The organism is Kitasatospora sp. NPDC057518, assembly GCF_042802075.1.
In the GTDB taxonomy this organism is placed as follows: domain Bacteria; phylum Actinomycetota; class Actinomycetes; order Streptomycetales; family Streptomycetaceae; genus Kitasatospora.
On the sequence record NZ_JBHVEU010000014.1, the window covers coordinates 20,118 to 46,872 of the forward strand.

At 74.2% G+C, this 26,755-nt stretch carries 25 protein-coding genes and 1 pseudogene; 11 read left to right on the forward strand and 15 right to left on the reverse strand.

Annotation, left to right across the window (positions count from 1 at the left end):
- Positions 1-11: 11 nt before the first annotated feature.
- Both ACFU7Z_RS02755 and ACFU7Z_RS02760 read right to left on the reverse strand, forming a co-directional pair.
- Positions 12-1,676, reverse strand: coding sequence for a peptide-N4-asparagine amidase (locus tag ACFU7Z_RS02755; RefSeq protein ID WP_380775536.1), 1,665 nt, complete (start codon positions 1,674-1,676; stop codon positions 12-14).
- 186 nt (positions 1,677-1,862) lie between these two features.
- Complete coding sequence (locus ACFU7Z_RS02760) at positions 1,863-2,765, reverse strand: LysR family transcriptional regulator (RefSeq protein WP_380775538.1); 903 nt, start codon at positions 2,763-2,765, stop codon at positions 1,863-1,865.
- Positions 2,766-2,903: 138 nt separating this feature from the next.
- Between ACFU7Z_RS02760 and ACFU7Z_RS02765 the strand changes: the two genes are divergently transcribed.
- Positions 2,904-3,896 carry a pseudouridine-5'-phosphate glycosidase gene (locus ACFU7Z_RS02765; protein ID WP_380775540.1) on the forward strand — a complete coding sequence of 331 codons (993 nt, stop codon included), beginning with the start codon at positions 2,904-2,906 and terminating at the stop codon, positions 3,894-3,896.
- Between the two features lie 3 nt (positions 3,897-3,899).
- Complete coding sequence (locus tag ACFU7Z_RS02770; RefSeq protein ID WP_380775543.1) at positions 3,900-4,778, forward strand: carbohydrate kinase family protein; 879 nt, start codon at positions 3,900-3,902, stop codon at positions 4,776-4,778.
- Between the two features lie 52 nt (positions 4,779-4,830).
- Here ACFU7Z_RS02770 and polX read toward each other — a convergent pair whose 3' ends face one another.
- Together polX and ACFU7Z_RS02780 are read right to left on the reverse strand one after the other, a co-directional pair.
- Positions 4,831-6,561 (reverse strand): DNA polymerase/3'-5' exonuclease PolX, encoded by a 1,731-nt coding sequence (polX, locus tag ACFU7Z_RS02775; RefSeq protein ID WP_380775545.1) that lies wholly within the window; start codon positions 6,559-6,561, stop codon positions 4,831-4,833.
- A 58-nt stretch (positions 6,562-6,619) separates the two neighbouring features.
- A complete protein-coding gene (locus ACFU7Z_RS02780; protein WP_380775547.1) occupies positions 6,620-7,333 on the reverse strand; it encodes a sensor histidine kinase in 714 nt (237 codons plus the stop codon).
- A gap of 292 nt (positions 7,334-7,625) precedes the next feature.
- Here ACFU7Z_RS02780 and ACFU7Z_RS02785 point away from each other — a divergent pair, with 292 nt between their 5' ends.
- Together ACFU7Z_RS02785 and ACFU7Z_RS02790 are read left to right on the forward strand one after the other, a co-directional pair.
- Positions 7,626-8,249, forward strand: a complete 624-nt coding sequence (locus tag ACFU7Z_RS02785) for an ArsR/SmtB family transcription factor (protein WP_380775549.1) — start codon at positions 7,626-7,628, stop codon at positions 8,247-8,249.
- Positions 8,246-9,625 carry an MFS transporter gene (locus tag ACFU7Z_RS02790; protein ID WP_380775551.1) on the forward strand — a complete coding sequence of 460 codons (1,380 nt, stop codon included), beginning with the start codon at positions 8,246-8,248 and terminating at the stop codon, positions 9,623-9,625. Before ACFU7Z_RS02785 ends, ACFU7Z_RS02790 begins: the two co-directional genes overlap by 4 nt.
- Positions 9,626-9,643: 18 nt before the next feature.
- Here ACFU7Z_RS02790 and ACFU7Z_RS02795 read toward each other — a convergent pair whose 3' ends face one another.
- Both ACFU7Z_RS02795 and ACFU7Z_RS02800 read right to left on the reverse strand, forming a co-directional pair.
- Positions 9,644-10,315, reverse strand: coding sequence for a DUF6629 family protein (locus ACFU7Z_RS02795; protein WP_380775553.1), 672 nt, complete (start codon positions 10,313-10,315; stop codon positions 9,644-9,646).
- A 6-nt stretch (positions 10,316-10,321) separates the two neighbouring features.
- Positions 10,322-11,308 carry a DMT family transporter gene (locus ACFU7Z_RS02800; RefSeq protein ID WP_380775555.1) on the reverse strand — a complete coding sequence of 329 codons (987 nt, stop codon included), beginning with the start codon at positions 11,306-11,308 and terminating at the stop codon, positions 10,322-10,324.
- Positions 11,309-11,576: 268 nt separating this feature from the next.
- Here ACFU7Z_RS02800 and ACFU7Z_RS02805 point away from each other — a divergent pair, with 268 nt between their 5' ends.
- Entirely contained in the window at positions 11,577-11,840 is a 264-nt protein-coding gene (locus ACFU7Z_RS02805) for a dsRBD fold-containing protein (RefSeq protein WP_049655929.1), read from the forward strand.
- 164 nt (positions 11,841-12,004) lie between these two features.
- Here ACFU7Z_RS02805 and ACFU7Z_RS02810 read toward each other — a convergent pair whose 3' ends face one another.
- Positions 12,005-12,778 carry a hypothetical protein gene (locus ACFU7Z_RS02810; RefSeq protein ID WP_380775557.1) on the reverse strand — a complete coding sequence of 258 codons (774 nt, stop codon included), beginning with the start codon at positions 12,776-12,778 and terminating at the stop codon, positions 12,005-12,007.
- An 878-nt stretch (positions 12,779-13,656) separates the two neighbouring features.
- Complete coding sequence (locus ACFU7Z_RS02815) at positions 13,657-14,394, reverse strand: transposase (protein ID WP_380775559.1); 738 nt, start codon at positions 14,392-14,394, stop codon at positions 13,657-13,659.
- A 228-nt stretch (positions 14,395-14,622) separates the two neighbouring features.
- Between ACFU7Z_RS02815 and ACFU7Z_RS02820 the strand changes: the two genes are divergently transcribed.
- The gene (locus ACFU7Z_RS02820; protein WP_380775561.1) at positions 14,623-15,342 is read left to right on the forward strand and encodes a DinB family protein; all 720 of its coding nucleotides are present in this window, start codon (positions 14,623-14,625) and stop codon (positions 15,340-15,342) included.
- A 517-nt stretch (positions 15,343-15,859) separates the two neighbouring features.
- Here the strand turns inward: ACFU7Z_RS02820 and ACFU7Z_RS02825 are convergent.
- Positions 15,860-16,257, reverse strand: a pseudogene (locus ACFU7Z_RS02825) (transposase); the annotation flags it as partial.
- 490 nt (positions 16,258-16,747) lie between these two features.
- Positions 16,748-17,617, reverse strand: coding sequence for an alpha/beta fold hydrolase (locus ACFU7Z_RS02830; protein ID WP_380775563.1), 870 nt, complete (start codon positions 17,615-17,617; stop codon positions 16,748-16,750).
- Between the two features lie 186 nt (positions 17,618-17,803).
- Here ACFU7Z_RS02830 and ACFU7Z_RS02835 point away from each other — a divergent pair, with 186 nt between their 5' ends.
- On the forward strand, positions 17,804-18,238 hold the full coding sequence (locus tag ACFU7Z_RS02835; protein ID WP_049659353.1) for a helix-turn-helix domain-containing protein: 435 nt from the start codon (positions 17,804-17,806) through the stop codon (positions 18,236-18,238).
- Positions 18,239-18,258: 20 nt separating this feature from the next.
- On the opposite strand, the gene ACFU7Z_RS02840 is transcribed toward ACFU7Z_RS02835, so the two are convergent.
- Positions 18,259-19,185, reverse strand: a complete 927-nt coding sequence (locus ACFU7Z_RS02840; protein WP_049659344.1) for an AEC family transporter — start codon at positions 19,183-19,185, stop codon at positions 18,259-18,261.
- Between the two features lie 298 nt (positions 19,186-19,483).
- Here ACFU7Z_RS02840 and ACFU7Z_RS02845 point away from each other — a divergent pair, with 298 nt between their 5' ends.
- Complete coding sequence (locus ACFU7Z_RS02845; RefSeq protein WP_380775565.1) at positions 19,484-19,942, forward strand: HD domain-containing protein; 459 nt, start codon at positions 19,484-19,486, stop codon at positions 19,940-19,942.
- A gap of 241 nt (positions 19,943-20,183) precedes the next feature.
- Here ACFU7Z_RS02845 and ACFU7Z_RS02850 read toward each other — a convergent pair whose 3' ends face one another.
- The gene (locus ACFU7Z_RS02850; RefSeq protein WP_241853055.1) at positions 20,184-20,558 is read right to left on the reverse strand and encodes a transglycosylase SLT domain-containing protein; all 375 of its coding nucleotides are present in this window, start codon (positions 20,556-20,558) and stop codon (positions 20,184-20,186) included.
- A gap of 531 nt (positions 20,559-21,089) precedes the next feature.
- On the reverse strand, positions 21,090-22,607 hold the full coding sequence (locus ACFU7Z_RS02855; RefSeq protein WP_380775571.1) for a carboxyl transferase domain-containing protein: 1,518 nt from the start codon (positions 22,605-22,607) through the stop codon (positions 21,090-21,092).
- Between the two features lie 375 nt (positions 22,608-22,982).
- Between ACFU7Z_RS02855 and ACFU7Z_RS02860 the strand changes: the two genes are divergently transcribed.
- A complete protein-coding gene (locus ACFU7Z_RS02860) occupies positions 22,983-23,315 on the forward strand; it encodes a ribonuclease (RefSeq protein WP_049650667.1) in 333 nt (110 codons plus the stop codon).
- Positions 23,316-23,444: 129 nt separating this feature from the next.
- Here ACFU7Z_RS02860 and ACFU7Z_RS02865 read toward each other — a convergent pair whose 3' ends face one another.
- Positions 23,445-24,263 carry an MOSC domain-containing protein gene (locus tag ACFU7Z_RS02865; RefSeq protein WP_380775566.1) on the reverse strand — a complete coding sequence of 273 codons (819 nt, stop codon included), beginning with the start codon at positions 24,261-24,263 and terminating at the stop codon, positions 23,445-23,447.
- A 143-nt stretch (positions 24,264-24,406) separates the two neighbouring features.
- On the opposite strand from ACFU7Z_RS02865, the gene ACFU7Z_RS02870 reads away from it, so the two are divergent.
- Both ACFU7Z_RS02870 and ACFU7Z_RS02875 read left to right on the forward strand, forming a co-directional pair.
- Positions 24,407-25,084: a TetR/AcrR family transcriptional regulator gene (locus ACFU7Z_RS02870; RefSeq protein ID WP_380775568.1), complete on the forward strand. Its 678-nt coding sequence runs from the start codon at positions 24,407-24,409 to the stop codon at positions 25,082-25,084.
- A gap of 223 nt (positions 25,085-25,307) precedes the next feature.
- Entirely contained in the window at positions 25,308-25,832 is a 525-nt protein-coding gene (locus tag ACFU7Z_RS02875; protein ID WP_074004499.1) for a universal stress protein, read from the forward strand.
- Positions 25,833-25,834: 2 nt separating this feature from the next.
- Here ACFU7Z_RS02875 and ACFU7Z_RS02880 read toward each other — a convergent pair whose 3' ends face one another.
- Complete coding sequence (locus tag ACFU7Z_RS02880; RefSeq protein WP_380775569.1) at positions 25,835-26,581, reverse strand: alpha/beta hydrolase family protein; 747 nt, start codon at positions 26,579-26,581, stop codon at positions 25,835-25,837.
- Positions 26,582-26,755 lie beyond the last annotated feature (174 nt).

Genomic DNA, 26,755 nt, shown 5'->3' on the forward strand with positions numbered 1-26,755 from the left:
CGAGACCTCCGTCAGGGGCGCGGCCAGCCGTCCACGAAGGTCAGCGTCCGCTGGTACGGCCCGTCGGGCCCGGTGCTGCGGTACTCCTCCGTGCTGCCGCCGGTCCGGACGGTGCGGTCCCCGTCGTGCCGCCGGGCGGTGGGGCGCAGGGTGTGGTCGACGGTGGAGCGCTCGGTGACGTGGCCGCCGGTCGCCGCGGTGGCCTCGCGGTGGTAGCCGAGCTCCATGGCGGTGGTCTGGTCGGTGTTCCCGGCCGCGTCGCGGCTCACCCGGTAGCTGACGTCCAGCGGTTCGCCCTCGTGCACGGTGGTGGTGCGGTGCGGGCCGCCGCCCCAGGTCGCGGTGGTGCGGGTGAGGTCGGTGCCGTTGTGCAGCGTCACGTCGTTGCCGCCGTCGCGCAGCCGCTGGGCGGAGCGGAAGGCGAGCTCGTCGCGGACCTCGGTGGTGATCCGGCCGTGCGAGGTCTGCACCCAGCCCCGGGCGAGGTCGTCGCGGGCGGCGGTGACCGTCCAGTCGCCGCTGCCGCCGCCGTGGTCGGCGAGGTCGGTGGCGACGGTGGCCTCCGGGGCGACCCGGTGGTCGGTGAGCTGTCCGGTGGTGCGGGCGGCGCCGTGGTCGGTCTCGGCGAAGAGGTTGACCTGGCCGGTCCAGACGTCGTTGCTCTGCGCCTCGGCGGTGTTCACGGTGACGCCCACGCTGTGCGGCCGGCCGTCCAGCAGCAGTCCGACGTACGGGGTGAGGTCGAGCCGGTAGGCGGGCAGGTCGAAGGCGAAGACGCCGGGCACGGGCCGCCAGAGCAGCGGGTCCCAGCCGCCGGTGTAGATCACCGGGTACGGCCAGACCGCGCCGGCCACCCGGCCGTCCACGGTGAGCCGCAGTTCGCGGAACGGGCCCTTGCCGCAGATGCCGCTGCCGGGGTTGGCGGCGGCGAAGGCGTCCGGTGCGGAGGCGTAGGCGAACTCCTCGCAGGCGCCGCCGCCCCGGGCGTAGACCTCGGCGGTGAGGCGTTCGAGGTTCTGCGGGAAGACGAGGTCGCGCCCGGCGGCGGGGGCGGCCTGGGTGAGCCCGAACGGGCCGGTGGTGAGCAGCCGGTCGGCGGAGCGGGCGGCCGGCCAGTGCGCGTCCGCGGTGTAGAAGGTCAGCTTCGCGCTGATCGTGAAGACGCCGGTGTAGGTGGCGTCGGTGACGTTGGCGAGGTCGAAGGAGAACTCCTGCGGGCCGCCCGCGAAGAGCGGGGCGTAGCGGGTGACGTCGCGCTCGACGTTCCAGGCGATGCCGTCCTTGGACGGCTCCGGGGTGGAGGAGAGCAGCACCTGGACGCCGCCGACGCGGACGCTGAAGATCCGGTCGAACTGCCGCCCGGCGACCTGCCCGTGGAGGTCCATGACCACCGCGGACCAGGGGCCGGCGCAGTCGGCGGGCGGGGCGAGGGTGGCGTTGTACGGGGTGTCCGGCGGGTTGCCGTACCCGTTGCGGAACTCGCGCTCGTGCATCACCTCGACGGTGCAGGAGCGGGTGTCGGGGCGGGTGAGTGGTTTGGTGGCGGTGACCGGGTCGTGGTAGTCGGTGCCGAAGTCGGCGTGGGCCGGGGCGGCGGCGGTGAGGGTGCCGGCCAGGGTGAGGACGGCGGCGCCGATCAGACCGGCGGTGCGGCGGAGCAACGGGCGCAGGGCCAAGGCGGGTTCCCGGGGTCGGGCGGCCCGCGGGCGGGTGCCGCGGGCCGGTCGGATGATCCGGGAATCCTTCCGGGGGTGGCATGCCAGCGTCAAGGATTCGCGCCGGCCGGATCCGGGCCGGCGGGTGGGTCGGGCCGGGCCGGACAGGGAGTGGATCGGGTCGCGCCGGTCACGGAGTGCGTCGGGTCAGCGGTCCTCCAACTCCGCGGCCTCCTGCCGGATCAGGTCCCGCAGCGAGGCCAGCCGGGGCCGCCGGTCGTCCGTCCGCCACTGCATCTCCAGCGGCAGCGCGGCCCGCCCCTCCAGCCGTACGGTGGCCACGTCCTCGGTGAGGTGGCCGGTCATCGAGCCGGGCACCAGCGAGAAGGCGCGGTTGCGGGCGAGCAGGTAGAGCCGGGAGCCGACGATCCGGGGCGGGCTGACCAGCACCGGCGGGTCCACGCCGTGCTCCGCGCAGAGGCCGAGCACGTGGTCGTAGTAGCGGGGGTGCTGCTCGCGCGGCCACAACAGCAGGGGCAGGTCGCGCAGTTCGGCCAGGCGCAGGCTGCTCCGGCGGGCCAGTGGGTGGTCCCGGCCGAGCGCGACCAGCACCGGTTCGTCGGCGATCCGCTCCAGCCGGTAGCCGTCCACCGCGTCCAGGAAGCGGCCGAGCCCGATGTCGGCCAGCTCGGCGGCCAGGGTGGCGGAGACCTGCCCGGTGTCCACGGCCAGTTCGGCGGTGTCGAGCGCGGGCAGCTCCTGCTCGGCCCGGCTGACCACGGCGGGCAGCAGGCGGTTCACCACGCTCGGCGAGGCGACGATCCGGGCGGTGCCCAGCCGGGACTCCTCGTGCAGCCGCACCCGGGTCAGCAGCGTCTCGGCCTGCCGGAGCAGCAGAGTGCTCTCGGCGGCCATCACCTCGCCGGCCTCGGTGAGCGCGACCGAGCGGCGGCTGCGGTCGAACAGCTCGACGCCGACGGTCCGCTCCAGCCGGGCGACCTCCTGACTGACCGTCGGCTGCGAGATGTGCAGCCGCTCGGCGGCCCGCCCGAAGTGCAGCGTCTCGGCGACGGTCAGGAAGACCTGGAGCTGGCGCAAGGTGAAACCCATGGGTGGCAGGGTAGACGAACCAATAGGTGATGGCCTATCAGAAACCTCAGTACTCATTCTGGATTCCGATGTGAACCGTCCATACGCTGAGCAGCACGTTGCCCCACCGCAGCGGCAGCCTCACAGAGAGTTCGCATCATGACCGGACTTCTTCCCCCCGCCGCTCCCGCCGTCCAGGTCTCCGAGGAGGTCGCCCGGGCGCTCGCCGACGGCCGGCCGGTGGTCGCCCTGGAGTCGACCATCTTCACCCACGGCCTGCCGCGGCCGCGCAACCTGGCCGTCGCGCTGGAGGCGGAGCGGCAGCTGCGGGCGGCGGGCGTCGTGCCCGCCACGATCGGGGTGCACGCCGGGGTGCCAACGGTCGGGCTGAGCACCGGACAGATCACCGAACTGTCCGCCGCCGACGGGCTGGACAAGGTGAGCCTGCGCGACCTCCCGGTGGTCGCCGCGCTCGGCCGGCACGGCGGCACCACCGTCGCCGCCACCGCCTTCCTCGCCCACCGCGCCGGCATCCGGGTCTTCTCCACCGGCGGCCTCGGCGGCGTGCACTTCGGCGCCTCGGAGAGCTTCGACGAGTCGGCCGACCTGACCGCCCTGGCCGCCACCCCGGTCACCGTGGTCAGCGCGGGCGTGAAGTCCATCCTCGACATCCGGGCCACCCTGGAACGCTTCGAGACGTACAACATCCCGGTCATCGGCTACCGCACCCGCAGGTACCCCGGCTTCTACGTCACCGACTCCGGCCACGAGATCAACTTCAGCGTGGAGTCGCCCGAGCAGGCCGCCGGGGTGATCGAGGCCCGCGACCGGCTCGGCCTGCCGCAGGCCGTCCTGATCGCCAACCCGGTCGACCCGGCCAAGCAGCTGCCGCCGGAGGAACTGGACGGCATCCTGGCCCGCGCCTGGGCCGAGGCCGAGCGGCGGGGCGTCACCGGGAACGGCGCCACGCCCTTCCTGCTCGACTTCATCCAGCGGGACACCGGCGGGCGCAGCCTGGACGTCAACGTCGAGGTGTACCGGGGCAACGTCCGGCTCGGCGGGGAGATCGCGACGGCGCTGGCCGGTGGTGCCTCCGGTGCTGCTGCGGCGGGTGCTGCGGCCTCGGCGGGCGCCGTCGAGACCGGGGCCTGAGCCGTGCTGGGGGTGCTCGGGGACCTCGTCGAGGACATCGTGGTCTGGGCCGACGGCCCGCTGCGGCACGGCACCGACTCCGGCGCCCGGGTCTTCCGGCGGCGCGGCGGCAGCGCGGCCAACGTCGCCTGCTTCGCCGCCGGGCAGTACCCGGCCCGCTTCCTCGGCTGCGTCGGCGAGGACGCGGTCGGGGACGGCGTCGTCGCCGAACTGACCGGCCACGGCGTCGACGTACGGGTCTCCCGGCGCGGCCGGACCGGCAGCGTCGTGGTGCTGATCGACCAGGGCGGCGAGCGGACCATGCTGCCCGACCGGGGCGCCGCCACGCTGCTGGAGCGGGTCCCGGACGCCTGGCTGGCCGGACTGACCCACCTGCACGTGCCGGCCTACTCCTTCGACGGCGAGCCGGTCGGCGGTACGGCGGTGGACGCGCTCGCCCGGGTCCGGCGGGCGGGCGGCACCACCTCGGTGGACGCCTCCTCGACCGGGATGCTGGAGCGCTTCGGCCGGGAGCGCTTCCTGGCCCTGCTGGCCGGGCTGGCGCCGACCTTCGTGTTCGCCGACCGCTCCGAGTCGGCGTTCCTCGGACTGCTGGTCGGCGGCCTGCCGGGGCCGGAGCGGGCCCGGCTGGCGGCCACCACGGTGGTCACCAAGGCGGGCGCCGAGGCGACCGCCGTCGACGTCCCGGGCGAGCCACTGGCCATGGTGCCGGTGCCGCCGGTGGCGGAGGTGCGCGACCTCACCGGGGCCGGGGACGCCTTCGCGGCGGGGTTCCTGGCCGGCTTCCTGGACACCGGGGACCTCGGGCGCGCGGCCGGCCTCGGGCACCGCAGCGCGGCCCGGGTGCTGGCCTCGCCCGGGGCCTCCTTCGGCGGGGAGTGACGTTTCGGCGGGTGCCCTTCGGCGGGCCCGTCGGCGGCGGGCCCGCCCGGGGTTACCTGGGCACCGCGTCCTTGCGGAGGAAGTGCTTCAGCTTCTGCCAGGTCCAGGTGTTGACCACGTCCTCGGCGGTGAGCCAGCCGCGCTGCGCCGTGCCGATGCCGTAGCGCGGGTAGCCGAGCTGGCCGGTGGCGTGCGCGTCGCTGTCGATCGCGAACCGCACGCCGTGCCGCCTCGCCCGCAGGACGTCCTCGTCGCGCAGGTCGAGCCGCTGCGGGGAGCTGTTGATCTCGATCGCGGTGCCGGTGCGCGCGGCGGCCTCGAACACCGCGTCCAGGTCGACGTCGATCGGTCCGCGCCGGCCGATCCGGCGGGTGGTGAGGTGTCCGATGACGTGCACGTACGGGTTCTCGCAGGCGCGGATCAGCCGACGGGTCTGGGCGGCCCGGTCCAGGGCGAAGTGCGAGTGCACGGAGGCCACGCAGACGTCGAAGCCGGCCAGGAACTCCGGTGGCCAGTCCACCCCGCCGTCCGGGCCGATGTTCAGCTCGGTGCCGTGCAGCAGGCGCAACTTCTTGTGCCGGTCGGCGAGTTGCCGCAGCTGCTCGCGCTGGGCGAGCATCTTCTCGTCCGTCATCCGCTGCATCACCAGGTCCGGGGCGTGGTCGGTGACGGCGAAGTAGGAGTAGCCGCGGGCGGCGGCGGTGTCGACCATCTCCTCCAGGGTGGCGAGCCCGTCGGTCAGGTCGGTGTGGGTGTGCAGGTCGCCGCGCAGGTCGGACTCCTGGACCAGGTCCGGGAGTCCGCCCTCCAGCGCGGCCTCGATCTCGCCCCGGTCCTCGCGCAGCGGCGGCGGGATCCACGGCAGGCCGAGCGCCGCGTACACCTCCTCCTCGGTCTCCGAGACCACCTTGGCGCCGCCGTCCACCTCGAACAGCCCGTACTCGGAGAGCTTCAGCCCGGCCCGGACGGCCATCGTGCGCAGCCGGATGTTGTGCGCCTTCGAGCCGGTGAAGTAGACCAGCGCCGCTCCCCAGTCCTCCTCCGGGAGGACCCGCAGGTCCACCTGTACGCCCTGGGTGGTACGGACCGAGGTCTTGGTGCCGCCGCTGCCGATCACCTCGGCGACGTAGGGGAGTTCGGTGAGCGCGGCCATCAGCGGGGCGGAGTCCGCCGCGGTCGCGAGCACGTCGATGTCGCCCACCGTCTCGCGCATCCGGCGCAGCGAGCCCGCGTACGCGCAGCGGGTGCAGCCGGGGACGGCGGAGAGCGCGCCGACCAGCTGCTCGGCCAGCTCGGTGGCGGTGTCCAGCAGGGTGCGGCCGCCGGACTGCCGCATCAGCTCGATGCCGTGCAGGATCCGCTCGCCGCTGCGCTCGCCGAAGCCGGGCAGGTCGGCGAGCCGCTCGGCCCGGGCGGCCGCGGCGAGTTCGTCCACCGAGGCGATCCCGAGGTCGCGGTAGAGGGCCAGGGCGCGCTTGGGCCCGACCCCGGGGACGGCCGTCATCTCCCGTACGCCGGAAGGGACCTCGGCGCGCAGCGCCTCCAGGGCGGGGATGGTCCCGGTGGCGAGGTACCCGGCGATCTTCTCGGCGGTGGACCTGCCGACGCCGGGGATCTGCTGCAGGCCCTTGACGTCCAGGCCGGCCAGGTCCTCGGGGTGGCCGCCGACCGCGCGGGCGGCCTTCTCGTAGGCGCGGGCCCGGAAGGCGTCCCCGCCGGTGATGTTGATCAGGTCGGCGTACTCCTGGAGCAGTTCCCTGACCTGGTCGTTGAGCCGGGGCATGGGGCAAGTCTAGGGTCGGTGGGGCGGGGGCGCCGGGTGTACTTCCTCGTGTACTCCGTCAGTCGTACGCGACGGTCAGCAGCAGGACCATGGTCAGCCCGCCGCCGGGGGTGGGCTCCACCGCGAGCCGGCCGCCCGCGGCCACCACCAGGCGGTGCAGGGCGGGCCCGACCGGGCCGTCCGCCCGCACGCCCGCGATCAGCCGCTCGCGCGCCTCGGGCGGCTCGTAGGCGCCCCGGTCGGAGACCCGGACCTCCACCCGGGCGCGGGTCGCCGCCGTCCGTCCGGGCGCCCGCAGCGCGGACGCGCCGCCCGCCACGTCGGCCCGGACCAGCACCCGGCCGCCCAGCGGGCTGCGCCGGATCGCGTGGTCGACCAGCCCGGCGAGGACGGCCTCCAGCCGACGGGCGTCCCCGGCCACCACCGGGAGCCCGGGGGCCACCCGGACCGTGACGGCCGCCGCCCGGCCGCCGCCGCGCACCACCCGGCGGACCACGTCGGCCACCTGGACGTGCCGGGCCATCGGTTCGCAGCCGGCCTGCCGGCCGGTCCACCGCAGCCGCTCCAGCTCGGTGCGGTCGAGCGCCCTGGGCGCGGCCATCGCGCCGGGCGAGTACGGGCCGGGGCCCTCCTCGGCCCCGGCCGGCGCCGCCGCGCCCATGCGCCCGGACCCGCCCCGGCGCCCGGTGCCGACCGCGCCGACGGTGCCGCCGAGCGCGCCGAGCGCCTTGGCTCCCGTCGCGACGTAGCCCCAGAGCCTCCCGCGTGCCATCGCCCTGCCCCTCGTGCTCCCCGGCGGCCGTCATCGAATCCGCGGCCGACCGGGGTGGGCCGGCTTCCGGGCCCTTCCTGCCAGCGTGCGCCTCGGCCGCCCGGGTGACAATCCCGCTCCGGGTCGCGGTCCGCTCCGGGGCCCCCGCCGAGCGGCCGGCCGGGCACCCGCCGACCGGCGGGGCCCGGAGGCGTGGCCTACTGCGGATCGAGTAACCGCAAGGACTTCTTCGCAAAAGATCTTTCGCAAAAAACCCTTTGCAAAGAACTCTTTGGGGTTCTAGTCTCCTGCCATGACCGAAGAACGCGGCTGGAAGCACAGCGACGACCCGCACATCGCCATCACCGCCAAGAACATGCGGGCGATGGCGCACCCCGTGCGGATGCAGTTGGTCGGGCTCCTGCGCAAGCACGGCCCGTCCACGGCGACGAGGCTCGCCGAGCAGCTGGGGCTCAACTCCGGAGCCACCAGCTACCACCTGCGCCAGCTCGCCGCCGCGGGCTTCGTCGAGGAGGACGAGGAGCGCGGCAACGCCCGCGAGCGGTGGTGGCGTTCGGCCCACCCGCTCACCGTCTGGACGGTGGACGACATGGCGGACGACGAGCTCGACACGGCCGCCGGCTTCCTGCGGTCCGTCCTGGCCGCGCACACCCTGACGGCCCAGCGCACGCTGGACGCCTTCGAGACCATGCCGCGCGAGTGGCGCCGGGTGACGGACCTCAGCGACCGGGTCCTGCAGCTCACGCCCGCCGAGGCCGAGCGGTTGTCCGGCGAACTGTTCGAGGTGGTCCGGCGCTACCGGCAGATCGACCACGGCGGGCCCGCGCCGGAGGGCACCGAGCAGGTGGCCGTCGTCGTCCACCTCCTGCCGGACGCGACCGCCACCGCCACCGCAAGCGAGGGGGAGACCGCATGACCACCGGCACCGCCGCCACCGCTGCTACCGCCACCGACGCGCCGGGGCGCAGCTTCCGCCCGCTGGCCGGGGTGCTGACGGCCATGGCCGTCTCCGTGACGGGCACGCGCGTCTCGGCCATCGCCCTGCCCTGGTTCGTCCTGGCCACCACCGGCAGCGCCACCATGACGGGCCTCGTCGCGTTCGCCGAGATGGCGCCGTACGTGGCGGTCAAGGCGCTGACGGGCCCGTTAGTCGACCGGCTCGGGCCGCGCGTGGTGTCCTGGACGACGGACGCGGTCAGCGCCGTCGCGGCCGGGCTGGTCCCGCTGCTGCACGCGCAGGGGCTGCTTCCGTTCTGGGTGCTGCTGGTGATGGTCGCGGTGATCGGGGCGATGCGCGGCCCGGGGGACTTGGCCAAGTCCGTCATGGTCCCGGAGGCGGCCGACCACGCCCGGGTGCCGATGGAGCGCGCCACCGGGCTGTCGGGCGTCACCGAGCGGCTGGCCTCCACCATCGGGCCGGCGGTCGGCGGCGGGCTGGTCGCCCTGATGGGCCCGCTGGCCGGGCTGGCGATCAACGCGGTCACCTTCGCGCTCGGGTCGCTGATCATCGCGGTCGCGCTCCCGCGCGGCATGGGGCGCCCGGCGGTGCCCGCCACGGCCGTGGATCCGTCCGCCGATCCGGCCGTTGACGCGTCCGGGGAGGAGCAGCCCGCGGGTTACTGGCGGATGTTCCGCGAGGGCTTCACGTTCCTGCGCTCGGAGCCGCTGCTGCTCACCGTGATCGTGATGATCGGGATCACCAACCTGATCGATGCCGGGTTCATCACCGTCCTCGTCCCGGTCTGGGCGCGGGAGTCCGGCAACGGACCGGCCGCCATCGGCCTGCTGGCCGCCTCCATGGGTGCCACCGCGGTCGTCGGCAGCCTGATAGCGGCGGCCGTCGCCTCCCGGCTGCCCCGACGGACGGTCTTCTTCACCGGCTTCCTGCTGTGCGGCGCACCGCGCTTCATGGTGCTCGCCCTCGGCGCGCCGATGTGGCTGGTGATCACGGTCTTCGCGATCGGCGGCTTCGGCTCCGGCTTCCTCAACCCGATCCTCGGCGCGGTGCTCTTCGAGCGGGTGCCCCGCCACCTGCTGGGCCGCGTCCACGCCCTCGGCGACTCCCTCGCCTGGGCCGGCATCCCGCTCGGCGGCCTGGTCGCCGGTGCGGCGGTCGCCACGGTCGGCCTCATACCCAGCCTGATCGCGGCCGGCGCCCTGTACTTCGCGACCACCACGCTGGCCGGGCTGCGCCCCGAGTGGCGGGAGATGGACCGCCTCCGTGGCCGCTCGGGCCAAGCGGACAGCGTGGCCGACGCGGCCGTCGAGCCGGAACCGGCGCGCAGCGCGTAAGCCGCCCCCCGGGCGTGGCTAGCGGGCCCGATCGGTGACCGGGCCGGGCTCATCCGCCGGGCGGTGCCCCGCCCAGTGGAGCAGCAACAGGCTGGCCAGGGCGGCGAGGGCACACCAGGTGGAGACGAAGGCGAGGTGCCAGACCAGGGCGCAGACGACGGCGCCCGCACCGGTGACGAGACCGAGACGGCGGAGCAGGCGGTCGCCGCTCACCAGGAGGGAGCCGACGGTGGCGAGGAGGTAACCGGCCAGCAGGAGGGCCGGGTACGGGATGCCGACCGCGTAGCCCAGGGTGTGGCCGTGCACGGCGGCCGTCACCGGATGGGAGCCGACGGCCACGGCCAGCGGGACGGCGACCGCCGCACCGAGCAGGGTGAGCGCGGCGAGCCACCGGCGGCGCGGTCCGACGGCGGCGCACCACACGGCGGCCGGGACCAGGACGGGCAGCAGCGGCAGGGCGACCACCGCCCAGGCGGTGCGGGCCGCTCCGGCGAGGCCGTCCGGCAGCCCGCCGTCCGTACCGAGCCAGACCAGCGCCTCGATCAGCTGGTGCACGCCCAGCACCAGGGGGAGCGCGGCGAGCGGCAAGCGCTCGGGCCGGCCGGCCCGACGGGCACGGACCACACACGCCACGCCCGTGACCGCGACCAGCCCACCGGCCACGGCGTCCGCCTGCGCGTTCCAGCACATCGTGGCCTAGCCGGTGCTCCCGGGGCGGTCGTCCCCCTCGGGCCCCTGCTCCGCTCCGTCCCCGGCCTTGTCCTCCGGTCCGTCCCCGGCTTCGTCCCCGGGTTCGTCCTCCGGTGGCGCCCCGATGCTCTCCAGGGTGTCGCGTGCGGTCCCGGGCATCGCCGGATGGCGGCCGATCACGATCACCCCGATCACGATCGCCAACAGCCCGACCGACTGCCACGCCAACGCCCCCGGGGTCACCCGCAACCGGTCACCGAGGAAACCCACCGCGCAGGCGATCCCGGCCAGCGGCTGGGCGGCGGTCAGCGCCGGCAGGGACATCCGCAGCGGCGCGGCCTCGAAGGCGCTCTGCACCAGCAGCAGCCCGACCACCCCCGCCACCACCACCGCGTACGGCTGCCAGCTGCGCAGCACCGCGGCCAGGCCCTCGTGGTCGAGGCGCTGGGTGGTGGTCCGGGTCAGCGCGTCCTGGAGGCCGTAGAGCAGCCCGGCGGCGAGCGCCAGCAAGGTCGCCTCCTCGAACAGCGGCAGCCGACGGGCCAGCGAGACCAGCAGCACCACCAGCCCGACCACGGTGCCCACCACCAGCCAGTGCCGCAGCTCCCCGGCGGGCGGCCCCCCGCCGGTCGGCCGCCCGGCCACGATGAAGGCCGTCACCCCGAGGGCCAGCAGCGCCACCCCGGCCCAGCCGGAACGGCCCAGGGTCTGACGGGTCAGCACCCGGGCCAGGGCCATCGCGAAGATCAGATTGGTGGCCAGCAGCGGCTCGACCAGCGACACCTCGCCCTGGTTGAGCGCGAACGCCGAGAGGATCAGCCCGCTGACCATGAACCCGGTGCCGAGCAGCCACTGCGGCATCCGCATCAGGTCCAGCAGCAGCCGCCAGCGCAGCAGATCGGAGCGCGGGGCTTGCTGAGCCGCGTGCTGCTGGAGAACGAAGCCGAGCCCCAGACAGCAGGCCGCGCTGAGAGCGAGGAGGAAGACCGCCACGGAGGGACCACCAGGTTGTCGCTGCCCGCGCCGCGCCGACGAGTCCGAGAGGTGGGTCGGGCGTCGCGGCCGCTCCCGTCAGCCTACCGCCGGGCCGGTGCCCGAGCCGATCGCACGACACGCCCGCGACGGGGCGGGCCACCAGGCCCTCCGGCAGCGCTTGCCGCCATCGGCAGGGCAGGCGCACGCTGGTGTGAGCGGCCGCCACGGGTCACCGTCCGTGCCGGTCCGGACAGGCGCGACGGGGGCCGCCGCCAGGAGGTGTGGCATGCACAACCAGTGGGACGTGGAGCTGAGGTTCGAGGAAGACGGCGTGCACACGGCGTGTGACGCCAGGCTGACCGGCGCCAGGGCGCCCGGCCTGAGCGCGCACGGCGAGTCCGTGAAGAGCGCGGACGACCGTCCGCTCGCCAGGATCGGCGAGGAGGTCGCGGCCTCCCGCGCCCTGGAGGAACTGTCCCGCAAGCTGCGGGCCCAGGCGACCGGGGAGATCGACGACGAAGGGCACCGCCCGGGCTACCTGATCTACTGAGCCCACCGGCCGCCCCGCCCCTCCCGGTCCGCAGCGGCTCCGGGCAGCCCGGCGGCCGCCCGATCGACGTGGACGGCGCCCACGGAGGCGCGTTCCAGCGAAGGTACGCCATGACCTCGGAGGGAGGAGGGCCATCATCGGACCGGCCTGTCCGGTCGTCGGCCCTACCGGCGCCACCACGGGGCGCGGAGGACGTCGTCCGGGTCGGCGGCGCAGTTGGTGCCGCTGACCACCTCGTGGGCGGGAACGTCCCAGCCGACGACGCCCGGAGCCTGACGGTCCAGCTCGACCAGCCGGGCGCGCTGCGGGCCGGCGCCGGTGTCGACGTCGCACATCAGCACGCTCGTCCAGGACCGGCCGTCGAGGGCGGCGACGACCGAGAGCACCGGAAGCACCACCAGGGAGAGCAGCAGCGCCGCGACCCGGACCGCCTCGACGGCCCGGGGCCCGAAGGCCACGGCGGTCCGCCCGGTGCGCCGGCCGGTGTCGGCCGAGCGCGCGCCCGTCCGGTACTCGGCCACCACGCCGAGCCGCAACAGGTAGCCCAGGACGCCCGCCGCCACACCCCACCACAGCCCGTTGAACGCCCCGACCACCACCCCGAGCGCCCCCGGCAGGATCGCCGCCCGGGCCGCCGTCTCCGCCAGGGCCCGCCCCTGGCGCCGGGCGGCCCCGCCGTGAGCGGCCCGGTAGGCATAGCCGATGTAGGAGAGCACCGCCGCCAGCACGACCGCCAGCACCGGCTCGGCGAAGAACATCCCGATGACGACGTCCACCCAGTTCGCCGGCCCCATCGCCAGCAGCGCGTCCCGGGCCGCGTCCCCACCCCCGAGCGTCCACGCCAGCTTCAGCACCGGAATGGCGAACACCACCGCCGGCGCCATCACATGAGCCGCACTCACCTGCGCCGCGCCGCCGCCCCGCGTCCCTTCGGTCATCCGGCAACGCTACGCACGCCCCCCCCGCACCCCCACACCTCCGACACCCACCCCTGCACCTCGTGGCCTAACCCTCCACCAGCGCCGCCGGCCAGCTGTATCCGGTCCCTGCTCCCGGCCCCCTTCCGGAACGGGGTCCCACATCCTGCCGCCTGGCCGACTTCCTGCGCCGTTACTCAGGTTGATCCTTGACCAACGGGGTGGGGGCGTGCTCACCGGGGCGCTGATCGCTGTGGTCCGGTTCGGTCGCGTTCGATCAGCGTGGCGGGGACCTTGACGGTCCTGCCCACGTCGCAGGGGGTGGCCTTCGTCCGGTTCGGGATGCCGGGTGGCCGGCCGGGGCCGGGCGTGCTGGGTTTGGGCGCACGGGCCGGACTGGGCAGGTGGGGGTCGGATGTTCCGGAACCCCCGGCGGACGCGGGTCGGCGTCAGCGCGACGCCGGGGCGGCTGGTCTTCTCCCAAGGGCGGCGCTGGTCGGCGGCGAGTGGGGCGGCGAGGCGGAGCGGGGTGTGGGCGACGATCACGAGCCAGGTCCAGCGGTCCGCGGCCTCCGGGGAGCGGAGCCTGGGTCGGGCCCAGCCGAGGGTCTGCTTGAACAGGCGGCAGGTGTGCTCCGGGTCGAATCTGCGCAGGTAGCTCGACCAGATGAAGTCGACGTCATCGGCGGTGGCGCCCGTCTTGGAGGACCACAGCCAGACCGGTGGCGCGTCGCGGTCGCCGGGCAAGTGGTCGACCTTCAGCCGGATCAGGGTGCCCTCGACCAGCGGGAGTTCGCCGTCGTCGCCGATCCAGGCGGAGCGGTGGGTGAGGTAGGGGTGGATCCGGTCCCACACCGTCGTCTCGGCCTTGCCGTAGCGCGGGGTGTCGTTCCTGGTGGTCAGCGTGGGTTCGGGCCAGGCGGCGGGGTCGGCGAGTGGGAAGCGGGGCCCGCGCTTCGGGTCGTAGACGTAGGCGGCTTCGCCAGTCGCAGGACGCGGTCCGGGCGCAGGCGGCCGACGACCTCGACGGGCAGGTCCCGCAGCACGTACGCGAGGCGCATCGGGTCGTAGCCCGCGTCCATCACGATCATGATGTCCGGGTCGCCGTCGCGCCACTGACCCGCGGCGACCAGGCGCCGGACCACCTGCCGCAGCTGGGCGGCGGTCACCAGCGCAGCATCGTCGGTCGGGCCGAGGCGGACCACGGCCAGGACCTGCGTCCACGAGGTCCGGTCCGGGGTGAGCGCGGTGACGAACGAGTAGGGCCAGCCCGGCACCACGTGGTTGGACGCCTGGCCAGCGCGGCCGTGGACCAGGCAGAACAGCCGCTCGGGCGAGCAGGCGGCGTCGGAGCGCAGCCACGGCGAGACGTCCACGGTGAGCACGATCCGGCCCGCGAAGCGGGGCAGTGGCAGCTCGGCCAGCAGGTCCCGCGGCAGCTCGGTGTCCAGACGGCCGTGGTCGAGCGCGCCGTACAGGGAGCCGTAGCTGCGGCGGTGCTCGGCGGTCAGTGACAGCTCCACCGGCGTACGGGTGGGCGCATCCGAGCACAGCAGCGCGTCGGTCGGCTCAAAGAACGCGTCCGCCCGCGCGGACAGGCTGGCGTAGTAGTCCTCCCGGAAGAGTGACAGTTCCACGAACATGTCTCGCCGGGTGGCAAGTCGGAGCACACTCATCGGCACGGCCCCGTCGTCGATTCCTCGATCTCCTCGCAGAGTCAGGATCACGACCGGGCCGTCCCCATGTCCGCCGATCACCCGAACGAGTGAGCCATCGACGAGCGCAATCAGGGCCCGATGCCAAGGAACAAGCTAAGTCAAACCGGGGAGGCCGGCTTGTCGGCGCTCGGACCTAGTATGCGGAGCATGACGCGATATATCGACGAGGATCTGCACAGTGCGGAGTTCCGCGAGTGCGATCTGACCGGGGCGCGCCTGATCGGCGTCGTCATGCAGGATGCCGTGATCGACGGGCACGTCACCAACCTCGTAGTGAACGGTGTCGAGGTCACCGAGTACGTCGAGGCAGAGCTCGACCGGCGTCATCCGGTGCGGGTGCTGATCCGCTCCGAGGACCCTGACGATCTGCGCGAGGCATCGCGTCAGCTCCATGCCGGCTGGGCCGCCACGATCGAGCGAATCCGCCGTACGCCCGGCATCGAGCGCCGCAGCGTGAACGACGAGTGGTCGGCGGTGCAGACGATGCGCCACCTGGTCTTCGTCCACGACTCGTGGTTCCGCCGCTGCTGCCTGGGCTCGACGGAGCTGTTCACGCCGATGGGCACTGGGCCGACCGTCGAGCCCTACCGTGGAGCGCACGGGCTTGACCTCTCGCTCGATCCGGCCCTCGACGAGATCGTGAGCGTGCGTGACGCGCAGGCCGCCGAGCTTGAGGCCTGGCTCGATGAGGTCACCGCCGTGCAGCTCGCAGCGCGAGCGCCGGTGCCCGACGACGATGTCTGGCCGCCGTACGCCCGGGGCCGCTTGGTGCGGCAGTGCCTCGGCACGGTGCTCAAGGAGACCTTCGAGCACCACACCTTCTGCGTTCGCGACCTCGACCTGATCGAGGCACAGGACGCCGAGTAGGGCCGACTACAGACAACGTGCACCCAAGCCGACCCGCCCGGGCCCAGGCCGGCCGGCGTCCCGAACCGGACCAAGCCCCCCGCTGCGACGTGGGCAAGACCGTCAAACGCCCCGCCACGCTGATCGAACGCGACCGGACCGGACCGGTCCGCTCACACCCGCCACGCTAGCGAAACCGAGCCGCACCATAAGGAACAGGCTCAGGTTGAACCCGCCTCGCCGCAGAGGCTGAGAGTCGTCGATCCGCGGGTACGCCCTCGTCGTGCGATACGTGCGCGGCGTCGGTCCACCATCCAGGAGTAGGAACTCCTAACGAAATGATCTTCGATGGTCGGTTCCAGGCGCTGGGGTGCCATCGGGCAGCATGGGGGCGATGAACTCGGATGAGCCGGCGCCTCGGGAGTTGAAGGTCCTCGATACGACCTCGCTGGTCAGGCTGGAGGAGCGGGCATGCGAGCTCGGCCTCAACCAGCGGTTGAACCCGGCATGGGTGCAGGCGAATGCGGCGCCCGATGGAACCCAGGCTCAGGAAGGCCTCGTGGATGTCATCGCGGATCTCCCAGCGGATGCGCAGGCGTCGGAACCAGTGCAGGTGGGCGAAGGCGCCTTCCACGACCCAGTGTTGAGTGCCGAGTCCGGAGCCGTGCTCGGTGCCTCGGCGGGCGATGAGCGGCTTCACGCCGAGGTTCCAGACCAGGCGGCGGTACTTGTCGTGGTCGTAGCCGCGGTCGCCGAGCACGGCGTCGGGCCGGCGCCGGAGCCGGCCGCGCTTGCCGCGAACGGACGGCAGTGCCTGAAGCAGTGGAATGAGCTGGGTGACGTCATTGCGGTTCCCGCCGGTCAGGGGGCGGAGAGCGGGATACCGTTGGCGTCGGTGATCAGGTGGTGCTTACTGCCCGGCCGCAGTCGCTCGCTTCCCGGGCTGAGTGAGTGGCAATTTGCTTAAGTGGAGCGGGAGATGGAGCGATGTCCGCTCCCGTCGACGGGTCTCGATCGTCACCCTGATCTGCTGCAAACCCGGCGAACAGTCCCGGTGGGACGACGGCCGGGGCAAGCGCAAGGCCTGCAAGAGCTCCGCCCGGACTGATCGCCTCCCTGTCCCGACTGGCCGCCTGTGAAGCGCCTGCTGCCTGGCGAGCGGGTGCGCGAGGGCTTGTCGCGAAAGTGGATCTCGGCGGTTAAACGATCACGCTCCGCGGGACATGGAGATCTGACGAACAGTCAGTTGACGTGGTTTGAACCGCTGCTGCCACAGGGCATCAAGCCGGGCCGACCGCAGGCGTGGACGCGGCGGAGACTGATAGGCGGCATGCGGTGGCGGATCCGGGCCGTGCTCCTGGTGCGACTGAGTGGGGGGACGTGAGAAGTCGGATGGGCCGACTTCCCATGCTGCGGGGGTACGTGGTCAGGGGTGGTGGGTGGGGGTGAGGAAGGTGGTGAGGCGGGGGTTGAGGTCGTGGGGGGCGGCCATGGGGAGGTTGTGGTGGGAGGTGGCCGGGATGATGGCGACTTCGGCTTGGGGGAGGGTGTGGCGGGCGGTTCGGGCGACGGCGTGGGGGTCGTGGGTGCGGCTGTGGGCGGCGAGGAGGGTGAGGACGGGGGCGGTGAGGGTGCGGAGGCGTTCGGGGGTGGGGCGGGGGCCGGTGACGACGGGGGAGGCGGGGAAGTCGGCGTAGCCGAGGGCGTAGAGCTCGAGCCAGGCGGGGTCGGGGCGGGGGGTGGTGCCGGTTTCCCAGTCGAGGTAGGCGCGGGCGCGGGCCGGGGTGCGGTGGGGGAGGAGGAGGGGGAGGGCGCGCAGCAGGTAGCCGGGGCGGAAGCCGGCGAAGCACTGGGTGGGGTCGAGCAGGGCGAGCCGGCCGACCCGGGTGGGGGCGTGCAGGGCGTACTCCAGGGCGATCCAGCCGCCGTAGGAGTGGCCGCAGAGGTCGGCCTGTTGGACGCCGAGTCCGTCGAGGACGGCGTCCAGCCAGCCGAGCAGGCCGGGGACGCCGTCGAGGGCGGCGCCGTCGTGGACGCTGCGGCCCGGGTCGCCGATGAGGTCGACGGCGAGGACGCGGTGTCCTGCTTCGGCCAGGGCACCGGCGTTGGCGAACCACAGGGTGGAGGTGGCGCCGCCGCCGTGGAGCAGGACGAGCGGGCGGCCGTCGGCGGGTCCGCAGGCGTTGATCCGGGTGGTGCCGTGGGCGGTGCGGACGGTGAGCGCTTCGACCGGGACGGGCCAGCGGGCGAGCAGCGCGTCGTAGGCGGCGAGGAAGGGGGCGGTGCGGGCGGACATGAGGGCCTCCGCGGGTGTGGTGTGATGGCGGCCGAGCCGGCTGGACCACTCGCCGGGCAAGTGTCGCGGTGAACGAGTATTACGCTGAACACGTATCGTGCTGAACAAGTATCTCGCTGAGCGAGAGAATAGTCGCACATGCCCTCCCCGAGGAAGGACGACAGGGTGTCCGAGGTTGCCGACCCGATGCGGCTGGTGCACCTGCTGCGTGGCCTGACGGTCGAACTCGACCTGTTCGGCGCCGAGTTCGCGGCTCGCAACGGTCTGCATCCGACCGATCTGCGGGCGCTGATCCACCTGCTGGACGCGGCCAGGGCCGGGGAGGTGGTCACCCCGGGCCGGCTCGGCGAGGCGCTGGGGCTGAACTCGGCGGGCACCACCGGCCTGGTGGACCGGCTGGAGCGGCTCGGGCTGATCCGGCGCGAGCGGGACCCGCGGGACCGGCGCCGGGTGCGGCTGCTGGTGGAGGAGCGGGCGATGGAGCTGGGGGAGGGCTTCTTCGGCGGGCTGATCGGCGATCTGGTCGCGGCGATGCGGCAGTTCGAGCCGGCGGAGCTGGACACGGCCCGGCGCTTCCTGACGGCGATGACCGGGGTGGTGGCGGCCGCCCGGGAGAACTGAGTGTCCAGGGAGGGCCGGGGCTACGCGGGGCCGAGAGTCCAGCTGATCACCGACAGCGTCGCCATCGACACCAGCGTCGACCAGAGCACCGCGTCCCGCGCGAGGGCGATGCCCTGCCGGTACTCGCGGGCGTAGGTGTACACGTTCTGTGCGGTGGGCAGCGCGGAGAACAGCACCACGGTGAGCAGTTGGTGCGCGGGCAGGTGGAGCAGCGGGCCGGCCACGGCGAGGGCCACCAGCGGCTGGACCAGGGTCTTGAGCGCGACGGTCAGCCCGACCTCGGTGCGGCGCGGACGGCCCTCCGCCGGCGGGCGGTTGTGCAGCGATATGCCGAGGGTGATCAGCGCGGTCGGGACGCCGGCGCCGCCGAGCAGTTCGCAGGAACGGTTCAGCTCGGCGGGCAGGTGCACGCCGGTCGCCGAGGCGAGGGCGCCCAGGGCGGTGGCCAGCAGGATCGGATTGCGGACGGGCAGGGTGAGCAGCGCCCGCCGCCCGGCCGCGCCGCCGTCCAGGACGGCCAGGACGGCGGGGGTGACCACCAGGATCTGGAACAGCACCACGGGCGCCACGAAGGAGGCGTCGCCGAGGACCTGCATGGTCACCGGGATGCCGAGGTTGGCCGAGTTGACGTAGCCGGAGGCCATCGCGCCGACGGCCAGTTCGCCGGGTTTGCGGTGGAACAGCAGCCGCCCGACGAGCAGACCGAGGCCGATCGTGACCACCGTGCCCGCGGTGAAGGCGAGCATCGAGGCGTTGGCGAAGCGGTCCAGCGGGGTGCGGGCGATCATCAGGAACAGCGCGGCCGGCATCGCCACGTGGAAGACGAACCGGTTGAGCACCGTCTCGGCCTGCGGCCCGAGCAGCCCGGTGCGGCCGACGACGTAGCCGACGCCGGTGAGCGCCCAGATCGGCGCGAAGGCGGACAGCAGGGGGTGCAGGGCTGGCATGGTTCCTCGGATCGCTCGGGCGGATCTGCCGGTGCGACGGGGGTCTCCCGTCGGGGGCGCCGACTCCCGAGCGCGGTGACCCCCCGAAGCCCATGAACCCCCGGGGCAGTAAACCAGTGGCCGTCGGCGAGGTGATCAACGGGTCTGTCGCGGGCACGCCAGCCGGGTCGGGCCGTCGGCGGGATCGGCGGGATCGGCGGGCCAGGCACGAGGCCGACCGCCAAGGAACGCGGCCGACCGCCAGGGACGAGGCCGACCGCCCGGAGCGACGCCGACCGCCCGGGCCTACGATGAGCCGATGGAGGACCAGTACCTGAGCCTGTCCGAGGTGGAGGCGATCGCGCGCCGGGCCCACCGGGGGCAGGTGGACAAGAACGGCCACCCGTACGGCGAGCACATCGCGGCGGTCGCCCACGGGGCGGCGGCGCGCGGCGGCAGCGCGGCGCAGGTCGCGGCGGGCTGGCTGCACGACACCGTCGAGGACGACCGGCTGAGCCGGGAGTGGCTGGCCGGGGCCGCGCTGCCGGAGGAGACCAAGGCGATCGTGGACGCGCTCACCCGGCGCCGGGACGAGCCGGTCGAGGAGTACACGGCTCGCATCCTGGCCACGCCGGGCGCGCTGCTGGTCAAGCGCGCGGACCTGGCGCACAACTCCGATCCGGCCCGCCTCGCCGTGCTGGACCCGGCGACCGCCGAGCGGCTGGCCGCCAAGTACGCGCGGATGCGCGAGCTGCTCGGACTCACCGGCGAGCTGTAGTCCACGAGCTGTAGTCCCCGAGCCGGGGGCCAAGGAACCGGGGCCCAAGGAGCCGGGGCCCAAGGAGTCGGAGCCCGAGAGCCCGCCGCCCACGGGCGTCGGAGAACCACAAGAGGGCCCGGACCACGCGGATCGCGCGGGTCCGGGCCCTCTCGGGCACCCCGGTGGTCCCTGTCCGACCCCCGGGGTGAGGGGGAGTGGTCAGGTGACGGTCGGAGGCTGGTGGGCCGATGGGGTCGGCTTAGTACCAGTGGTTGGCCTGCCAGAAGTTCCAGGCGGCGTTCGGGCTGCCGTAGCGGGTGTTCATGTAGTCCAGCGCCCACTTGATCTGGGTGGCCGGGTTGGTCTTCCAGTCCGAGCCCGCCGAGGCCATCTTGGAGCCCGGCAGCGCCTGGGCCAGGCCGTACGCGCCGGAGCTCGCGTTGGTCGCGGACACGTTCCAGCTCGACTCGTGGGCGATGATCTGGCTGAAGGAAGCCAGCTGGTTGGCCGGGACGATCTGGGCGGCGATGGCCTGCGGGGAGGCGGTGGCGGCGTTCGCGGTGGCGGGCAGGACACCCGCGCCCAGGGCGGTCAGACCGGCGGCGCCGGCGAGGATCGCGGCGGAGGTACGCATACGGAGCTTGAAAGCGGGCATAAAGAGCAGGACCTCAATCGGGTTGGGCCGGGTCACTCCCCGCCGCGGACCTCGGCCGGACAGGGGCCGTAACGGTCGCGGGGTCGTGACCCGGCAGCAAGCCGTTCACCGGCGGGACAGGTGCCGGTGCGGCTGACGACTGAGCCATTGTTGGCAGACGGCATCGGCCCCCGCCAAGACCCCCTCGGTACGACCCACGGTCGTACGGAAGGGGCCGCCGTGGATTCGAAGGGGCGGTCGCGCGGAGCGTGCGGAGCGGGGGTGAGCTGCGCGAACGCGGGGGGTGTCGGAGTGGCGCGGGCGTTCCGAGGGCGTCTACTACCGCCCGTCGTGGGTGTTGATCACGTGTGAGCGCACTCACCGTGCGGGGCTCGGCGGGCGTCACTCGCCGGCCCGGTCGAAGCACGGTGGGTACAGACGATCAACCCCGCGCTGAGACCGGCGCCACACCCGAGCGGCGGGACCGGCGCCACACCGCCGCGCCGAGCGGCAGGAGGTGGGAGGCGGGTCCTAACGGAGGTCGCCCAGCCGTCGGTGCCGGACGGCCCGGTCCGCGAGCCGGTCCGCTTCGGTGGTCGCCGACAGGGCGCCGAGCGCCGCGCCGACCGCCTGCCCGAGCCGGGCGCAGAAGGCCGCCGGCTCCTCGGCGGCGTCCGGTAGCTCCGGGACCACCTCGTCGACCAGCCCGACCTCGGCCAGCCGGTGCGCCCCGATCCCCTGGGCGCGGGCCAGCTCGGCGGCGTGCGCGCCGTCCCGGTGGACGATCGCCGAGGCGCCCTCCGGCGGCAGCGGCGCCAGCCAGGCGTGCTCGGCGGCGATCACCCGGTCCGCCGGGAGCAGGGCGAGCGCCCCGCCGCCCGAGCCCTGGCCGAGCAGCACGGCCAGGACGGGGGTGCGCAGCGCGAGCAGGGTGGTCAGGCAGTGGGCGATCTCCACCGCGATGCCGTCCAGCTCGGCCTGGGCGGACAGCTCGGCACCGGCCGTGTCCACCACGGTGACCAGCGGCAGTCCGAGCTGCTCGGCCAGGCGCGCGGTGCGCCGTACGGCCCGCAGGTCGGCGGCGGTGAAGGGGCGCTCGTGCTCGGGGGTCTGCCGCTGCTGGCCGACGACCAGGACGGGCCGGCCGCCGAGCAGGGCCAGTGCCCGGACCAGTGCGCCGCCGCGCCCGCCGGGGGCGTCCAGCAGCACCAGCTCCTCGGCGGTGTGCCGCAGCAGCTCGCGGGTGCCCGGGCGGTCGGGGCGCCGGGTGCGGAGGACGGAGTCCCAGGCGTCGGGGTGCCCGTGAGTGGGGACGGGCGCGGGGGTCGGAGAGGCGGTGGGGTCCGTAGGAGGGGACGGCGGTGCGGCGGCGAGGACGGCGAGGGTGCGGCGGAGCAGCTCGCGCAGCTCCTGCGGCGATACGACGGCGTCCACCAGTCCCTGGCCGGCGAGGGTCTCGGCCCGCTGGACGTCCGGCGGCAGTTCCACGCCGCGCAGCTCCTCGTACACGCGCGGGCCGAGGAAGCCGAGCCGGGCGCCGGGCTCGGCGAGGACCAGTTGTCCGAGCGTTCCCCAGGAGGCGAAGACCCCGCCCATGGTGGGGTTGCGCAGGTAGGTGAGGTAGGGGAGGCCGGCGGCGCGGTGCGCCTGGACGGCGGCGGTGATCCGCAGCATGCAGAGGAAGGCCGCCGAGCCCTCCTGCATCCGCGTCCCGCCGGAGACGGGCAGGGCGAGCAGCGGCAGCCGCTCGGCGGTGGCGCGCTCGACGGCGCGGGTGATCCGCTCGGCGGTGGCGACGCCGATCGAGCCGCCGAGGAAGCCGAACTCGGAGGCGATGAGGGCGACCGGCCGGCCGTCGATCGAGCCGACGCCGGTGAGGACGGCCTCGTCCAGGCCGGTGCGCTCGCGGGCGCGGTCGAGGGAGGCGCGGTAGCCGGGGTCGGGCCGGTCGACGGCCGGTGGCTCGTCCCAGCCGCGGAAGCCGCCCGGATCCACCAGTAGGCCGATCAGCTGGTGGGCCGTCAGTGCCGTGCCCGAGCCCGTACCCATGCCCACCCCGTCAGAGTCGTTCCGGCGATCGTTCCGGTGATTGCTCCGGCGGTTGTCCCGGCCCCGCCGTGATCCGTCCGGCTAGGCGGCACTCTATGCGGCACGGTCCGGTCGGGACAGCTCCGACATGAGTTCGATGGCGGTCGACCCTTGCGCTGGACGGGCGGTTCGTGGGCGTTTCGCGGACGGCTCCGGGGGAGGGGTGCGGGGCTCGGCGTACGGCTCAAGTCCTCGTAGGTAAAGGGTAGTTACTCGCTGGTTAATAGTTTTTCTGAGGGCTTCCGGAGCTGACGGTGTCTCGTCAGACTGGTGGACATGACTCGCACTCTACGCGCGTGGAAGACCCGCGCCGCCGCCGTCACCGCCGTCGCCCTGATGACCCTCGCCCCGGTCGCCGTCGCCACCGAGGCGCACGCCGACGTGAGCGGCTCGGTCTGCCTCTCCGCCCTCCCGTCGCAGGCCACCGACACCCTCAACCTGATCGCCTCCGGCGGACCGTTCCCCTACTCCCAGGACGGGGTGGTCTTCCAGAACCGGGAGGGCGTCCTGCCCAGCGAGTCCTACGGCTACTACCACGAGTACACCGTCATCACCCCGGGCTCCCCGACCCGCGGCGCCCGCCGGATCGTGACCGGGCAGGCCAGCCAGGAGGACTACTACACCGGCGACCACTACGCCACGTTCTCGCTGATCGACCAGACCTGCTGACCGTCCGCTGATCACCCCGGGGCCGTCCCCGGACGCTCCGACACGACGGTGGCCTCGGCCAGCTTCCCCGCCGAGGTCACCGCCGTGCGGCCGTAACCGTAGCCGTAGTCGCTACGGCCGCCCCCGGGCTCAGAGCTCGGACGGCCCCCAGGCGCCCACCGCCAGCTCGTCCCCCACCCGCAGCGTGCCGGGCCGCAGCACCGCGAACTTGCTGCCGAACGCCACCCCGCCCGCCGCCGCCCGGCGGTACCGGGCCAGCGTGCGCAGCGGCTCCGGGCCCGCCTTGGTGCCGTGGGACTGGTCCACCATCGTCACGGCGCAGCGGATCGCGAGCTTGGCGTAGCCCAGTTCGGCCCCGCCCACCTCGATCCGGCGGGCCAGGTCCTCGGTGTGCGGTTCGGACCAGCCGTCCACCACCACGTTCGGGCGGAACCGGTCCATCGGCAGCGGCGGAGTGCCGGAGAGCTCGTTGAAGTACTCCAGCGAGGAGCGCGACACCAGGTGCACGGCGCAGCTGTCCGCGTAGCCCGAGGTGCCCGGGACCAGCCCGTCGGTCACCCGGTCGTGCTCCGGCGGCACCCGGACCAGCCGGCTGCGCGCGCCCAGCACCCCGGAGAGCCAGTCGGCGGCCTCCTCGCCCTGGTCGATGCCGAAGAACGGCGCGCCGAACAGCCGCACCTCGCGGCGCGGGCCCCCGGTGTCCACCGGGACCGACACCGGCTCCGTCCCCGGGGCGGCCAGGGTCAGCGAACGGCCGTCCTCCGCCACCGTCGGGCGGACGGTGGCCAGCACCGGGTCCCGGCGCTGGGAGCGGAACACGCCCTCCTCGTCCACCACCATGAACGCCCGGTCGTGGGCCAGCCCGGCCCGGGTGAGCTCCGCCTGCGCGGCCGCCACCCCCGCGCAGCCCTTCACCGGGTAGTACCGCAGTTCCGTCACCGTGGCCATCGTCCTGCTCCCCCTTCGCGCCGGCGTGCCGTGCTACGCCCGCGTACCGTCCATCTCGCGAACCCCACAGGGTAGTTGAGCGGGCCGACGGGGGCGGAGGCGGGACGGGGTGGATCCGCCCGCCGCTTGCTAGGGTCGGGGGCATGGCACCACCGAGCAGCGCGAACCCCCCGGGGCGGCTCCGGCGTGACGCGCAGCGCAACCGCGACCTCCTGCTCGCCGCCGCCCGCGACATGTTCTCCCGGCACGGCCTGGACGTGCCGCTGGACCAGATCGCCAAGGAGGCGGGCGTCGGCAACGCCACCCTCTACCGGCACTTCCCGACCCGCGAGGCGCTGATCGGCGAGGTGTTCGCGGACGCCGGGGGCGGCCTGGCCGCCGCGGGCGAGGAGGCGCTCGCCGACGCGGACGCCTGGACCGGCCTCGAACGGTACTTCGGGCGGATCTTCGAACTGGTCGCCGCCGACCGGGGCATCAACGACCTGGTCACCCAGGCCATCCCGACCATCCCGGGGATGATCGAGATCAGCCGCGGGCACGCCGCCACCGTCGGCGCCCTGATCGCCCGCGCCCAGGAGCAGGGCACCATGCGCCGCGACGTCGTCACCATGGACCTGCTCTTCCTGCTCGGCCCGCTCTGCCGCGCCCTGCCGGCCGCCACCGAGCTGCGCCCCGACCTCTGGCGCCGCTACCTGGCCCTGCTGCTCGACGGCTTCCGCGCCCAGGCCACCCACCCGCTGCCGGTCCCGCCGATCGGGGAGGAGCACCTGGACCGGATGTTCGCGGACCTCTGGGAGGCGGAGCAGCCGGAGCCCTCCTGAGCCCGGGCCCTCCTGAGCCCGAGCCCGCCGCGAGCCCGAGCCTGCTTCCGCCCGTGCCGCATCAGGGACGCGTACGGAAGGACGGGCCCCGCGTCAGAGCCGCGTCAACGGCCCGTGGCCGTACGGGCGCGGGCCGCTTTGCTGGGGTGGAATCGGCGCGGTCCGGCCCGGCCCGGTGCGAGGGCACCCGGGCGCGCGGGCGGACGGAGAGGCAGGGCGGGCCATGACGGACAGTGGTGCGGACGGGGGCCGGATCGTGGTCGGCATCAGTGGCTCGTTGGGCAGCCTCGCCGCGCTGCACCGCGCGGTGGCCGAGGCCCGTCGCTCGGACGTCGAGGTGCTCGCGGTGCTCTGCTGGACCCCGCCCGGTGACGAACTCGGCTACCGCCGAACCCCGTGCCCGCCGGTGATCGAGGCCGGCCGCGACGCCGCCGTGGCCCGGCTGCGGCAGGCCCTCGACGAGGCCTTCGCCGGACGCCACGCGGGTGTCCGGCTGCGCTGCCAGGCCGTCCGCGGCGACACCGGCCACACGCTGGTGCGGTGCGCGGACCGGCCCGGTGACCTGCTCGTCCTCGGCGCCGGACGGGAGCGCGGCCGCCTCGCCCGACTGGTGCACCCCTCGGTCACCGCCTACTGCGTCCGGCATGCCGCCTGCCCGGTCCTGGCTGTCCCGCGTCCGCCGCTGCAGCGCGAGCTGGAGGCCCTGGAGCGCGGTGGCGGGCTGCGGGAGCCGGCGGCGGGGAACTGAGGTCAGGCCGGCCCGGCCGCCTCGGCGAGGACGGCGGCGGTCCGCCGGCCGGCGGCCAGGGTGTCGGCGTCGGTGGCCGGGAGGCAGCGGCCGGCCTCGGGGTGGTAGGCGGTCATCACCACGCCGGCGTGGTCGGTGGGCAGTTCGAGGGTCCGTACCGCCGAGCGCTGCTTTGTCAGAGCAGCGCTCAACCGCCGGGTGTGCTCGATGTCCACGATCCCGTCCGCCGTGCCGTGGACCAGCCAGAGCGGGACGGGGGACGGGCCGGCGGTCAGGTGGTCGAGCGGGGCCTCGCCGGTGGTGACGGCCGTGGTCGAGTAGTGCGAGGCGATGCCGACGGCGGCGACGGGCCGTAGCTCGGCGGGGGTGTCCGGGTGGGTGGCCACGGCTATCGCCTCGCGGCCGCCCATCGACCAGCCGGCCAGCACGAAGCGGGCCGGGTCCCCGCCGTGCTCGGCGGCGATCCGGCGGGCCTGGGCCAGCGAGGCGAGCAGTTCGGCGCCGCCGCGGTCCGGCTGCTCGGAGCTCCAGTCCGGGACGAGCACCAGCAGCCCCAGCCCGGCGGCCTCCCGGGCCAGCGGCCGCAGCACGTCGCGCTCGTTCGGGCCGTTGCCGTGCCAGAGCAGGACGACGGGAGCCGGTCCGGCGGTGCCGGCGGCCGGGTGGTGGACGTCCATCAGCCGCCCTTCCGCGTACGGAGCGGCAGTCGGGGCGGCAGGCGGACCGGCCTCGGGTCGAGCGCTCGTCATGCGGGGTTCCCCTCCGGTTCGGTGGATGATCACGGAGCTGGTACTGTACTTCTCGTCGCGAGGGAGGGATTCCTCGTCAGGCGTCAGTGGTGCTACCAGAGCACGTCCTACTTTCAGTAGGAAGAGTCCGTGCAACCCGGGCCTGGCGCTCCAGAGTCGGACAGGGTCCGGTGC

What these genes read in the sequence shown, in the direction of transcription:
- ACFU7Z_RS02845 (WP_380775565.1), top strand. Translation starts at nt 19,484, where the DNA reads ATGGAGGACCAGTACCTGAGCCTGTCCGAGGTGGAGGCGATCGCGCGC.
- ACFU7Z_RS02760 (WP_380775538.1), bottom strand. Translation starts at nt 2,765, where the DNA reads ATGGGTTTCACCTTGCGCCAGCTCCAGGTCTTCCTGACCGTCGCCGAG.
- ACFU7Z_RS02855 (WP_380775571.1), bottom strand. Translation starts at nt 22,607, where the DNA reads ATGGGTACGGGCTCGGGCACGGCACTGACGGCCCACCAGCTGATCGGC.
- ACFU7Z_RS02765 (WP_380775540.1), top strand. Translation starts at nt 2,904, where the DNA reads ATGACCGGACTTCTTCCCCCCGCCGCTCCCGCCGTCCAGGTCTCCGAG.
- ACFU7Z_RS02795 (WP_380775553.1), bottom strand. Translation starts at nt 10,315, where the DNA reads ATGTGCTGGAACGCGCAGGCGGACGCCGTGGCCGGTGGGCTGGTCGCG.
- ACFU7Z_RS02850 (WP_241853055.1), bottom strand. Translation starts at nt 20,558, where the DNA reads ATGCGTACCTCCGCCGCGATCCTCGCCGGCGCCGCCGGTCTGACCGCC.
- polX (WP_380775545.1), bottom strand. Translation starts at nt 6,561, where the DNA reads ATGCCCCGGCTCAACGACCAGGTCAGGGAACTGCTCCAGGAGTACGCC.
- ACFU7Z_RS02780 (WP_380775547.1), bottom strand. Translation starts at nt 7,333, where the DNA reads ATGGCACGCGGGAGGCTCTGGGGCTACGTCGCGACGGGAGCCAAGGCG.
- ACFU7Z_RS02880 (WP_380775569.1), bottom strand. Translation starts at nt 26,581, where the DNA reads ATGACGAGCGCTCGACCCGAGGCCGGTCCGCCTGCCGCCCCGACTGCC.
- ACFU7Z_RS02860 (WP_049650667.1), top strand. Translation starts at nt 22,983, where the DNA reads ATGACCCTCGCCCCGGTCGCCGTCGCCACCGAGGCGCACGCCGACGTG.
- ACFU7Z_RS02835 (WP_049659353.1), top strand. Translation starts at nt 17,804, where the DNA reads ATGCGGCTGGTGCACCTGCTGCGTGGCCTGACGGTCGAACTCGACCTG.
- ACFU7Z_RS02870 (WP_380775568.1), top strand. Translation starts at nt 24,407, where the DNA reads ATGGCACCACCGAGCAGCGCGAACCCCCCGGGGCGGCTCCGGCGTGAC.
- ACFU7Z_RS02830 (WP_380775563.1), bottom strand. Translation starts at nt 17,617, where the DNA reads ATGTCCGCCCGCACCGCCCCCTTCCTCGCCGCCTACGACGCGCTGCTC.
- ACFU7Z_RS02805 (WP_049655929.1), top strand. Translation starts at nt 11,577, where the DNA reads ATGCACAACCAGTGGGACGTGGAGCTGAGGTTCGAGGAAGACGGCGTG.
- ACFU7Z_RS02820 (WP_380775561.1), top strand. Translation starts at nt 14,623, where the DNA reads ATGACGCGATATATCGACGAGGATCTGCACAGTGCGGAGTTCCGCGAG.
- ACFU7Z_RS02875 (WP_074004499.1), top strand. Translation starts at nt 25,308, where the DNA reads ATGACGGACAGTGGTGCGGACGGGGGCCGGATCGTGGTCGGCATCAGT.
- ACFU7Z_RS02840 (WP_049659344.1), bottom strand. Translation starts at nt 19,185, where the DNA reads ATGCCAGCCCTGCACCCCCTGCTGTCCGCCTTCGCGCCGATCTGGGCG.
- ACFU7Z_RS02865 (WP_380775566.1), bottom strand. Translation starts at nt 24,263, where the DNA reads ATGGCCACGGTGACGGAACTGCGGTACTACCCGGTGAAGGGCTGCGCG.
- ACFU7Z_RS02790 (WP_380775551.1), top strand. Translation starts at nt 8,246, where the DNA reads ATGACCACCGGCACCGCCGCCACCGCTGCTACCGCCACCGACGCGCCG.
- ACFU7Z_RS02810 (WP_380775557.1), bottom strand. Translation starts at nt 12,778, where the DNA reads ATGACCGAAGGGACGCGGGGCGGCGGCGCGGCGCAGGTGAGTGCGGCT.
- ACFU7Z_RS02785 (WP_380775549.1), top strand. Translation starts at nt 7,626, where the DNA reads ATGACCGAAGAACGCGGCTGGAAGCACAGCGACGACCCGCACATCGCC.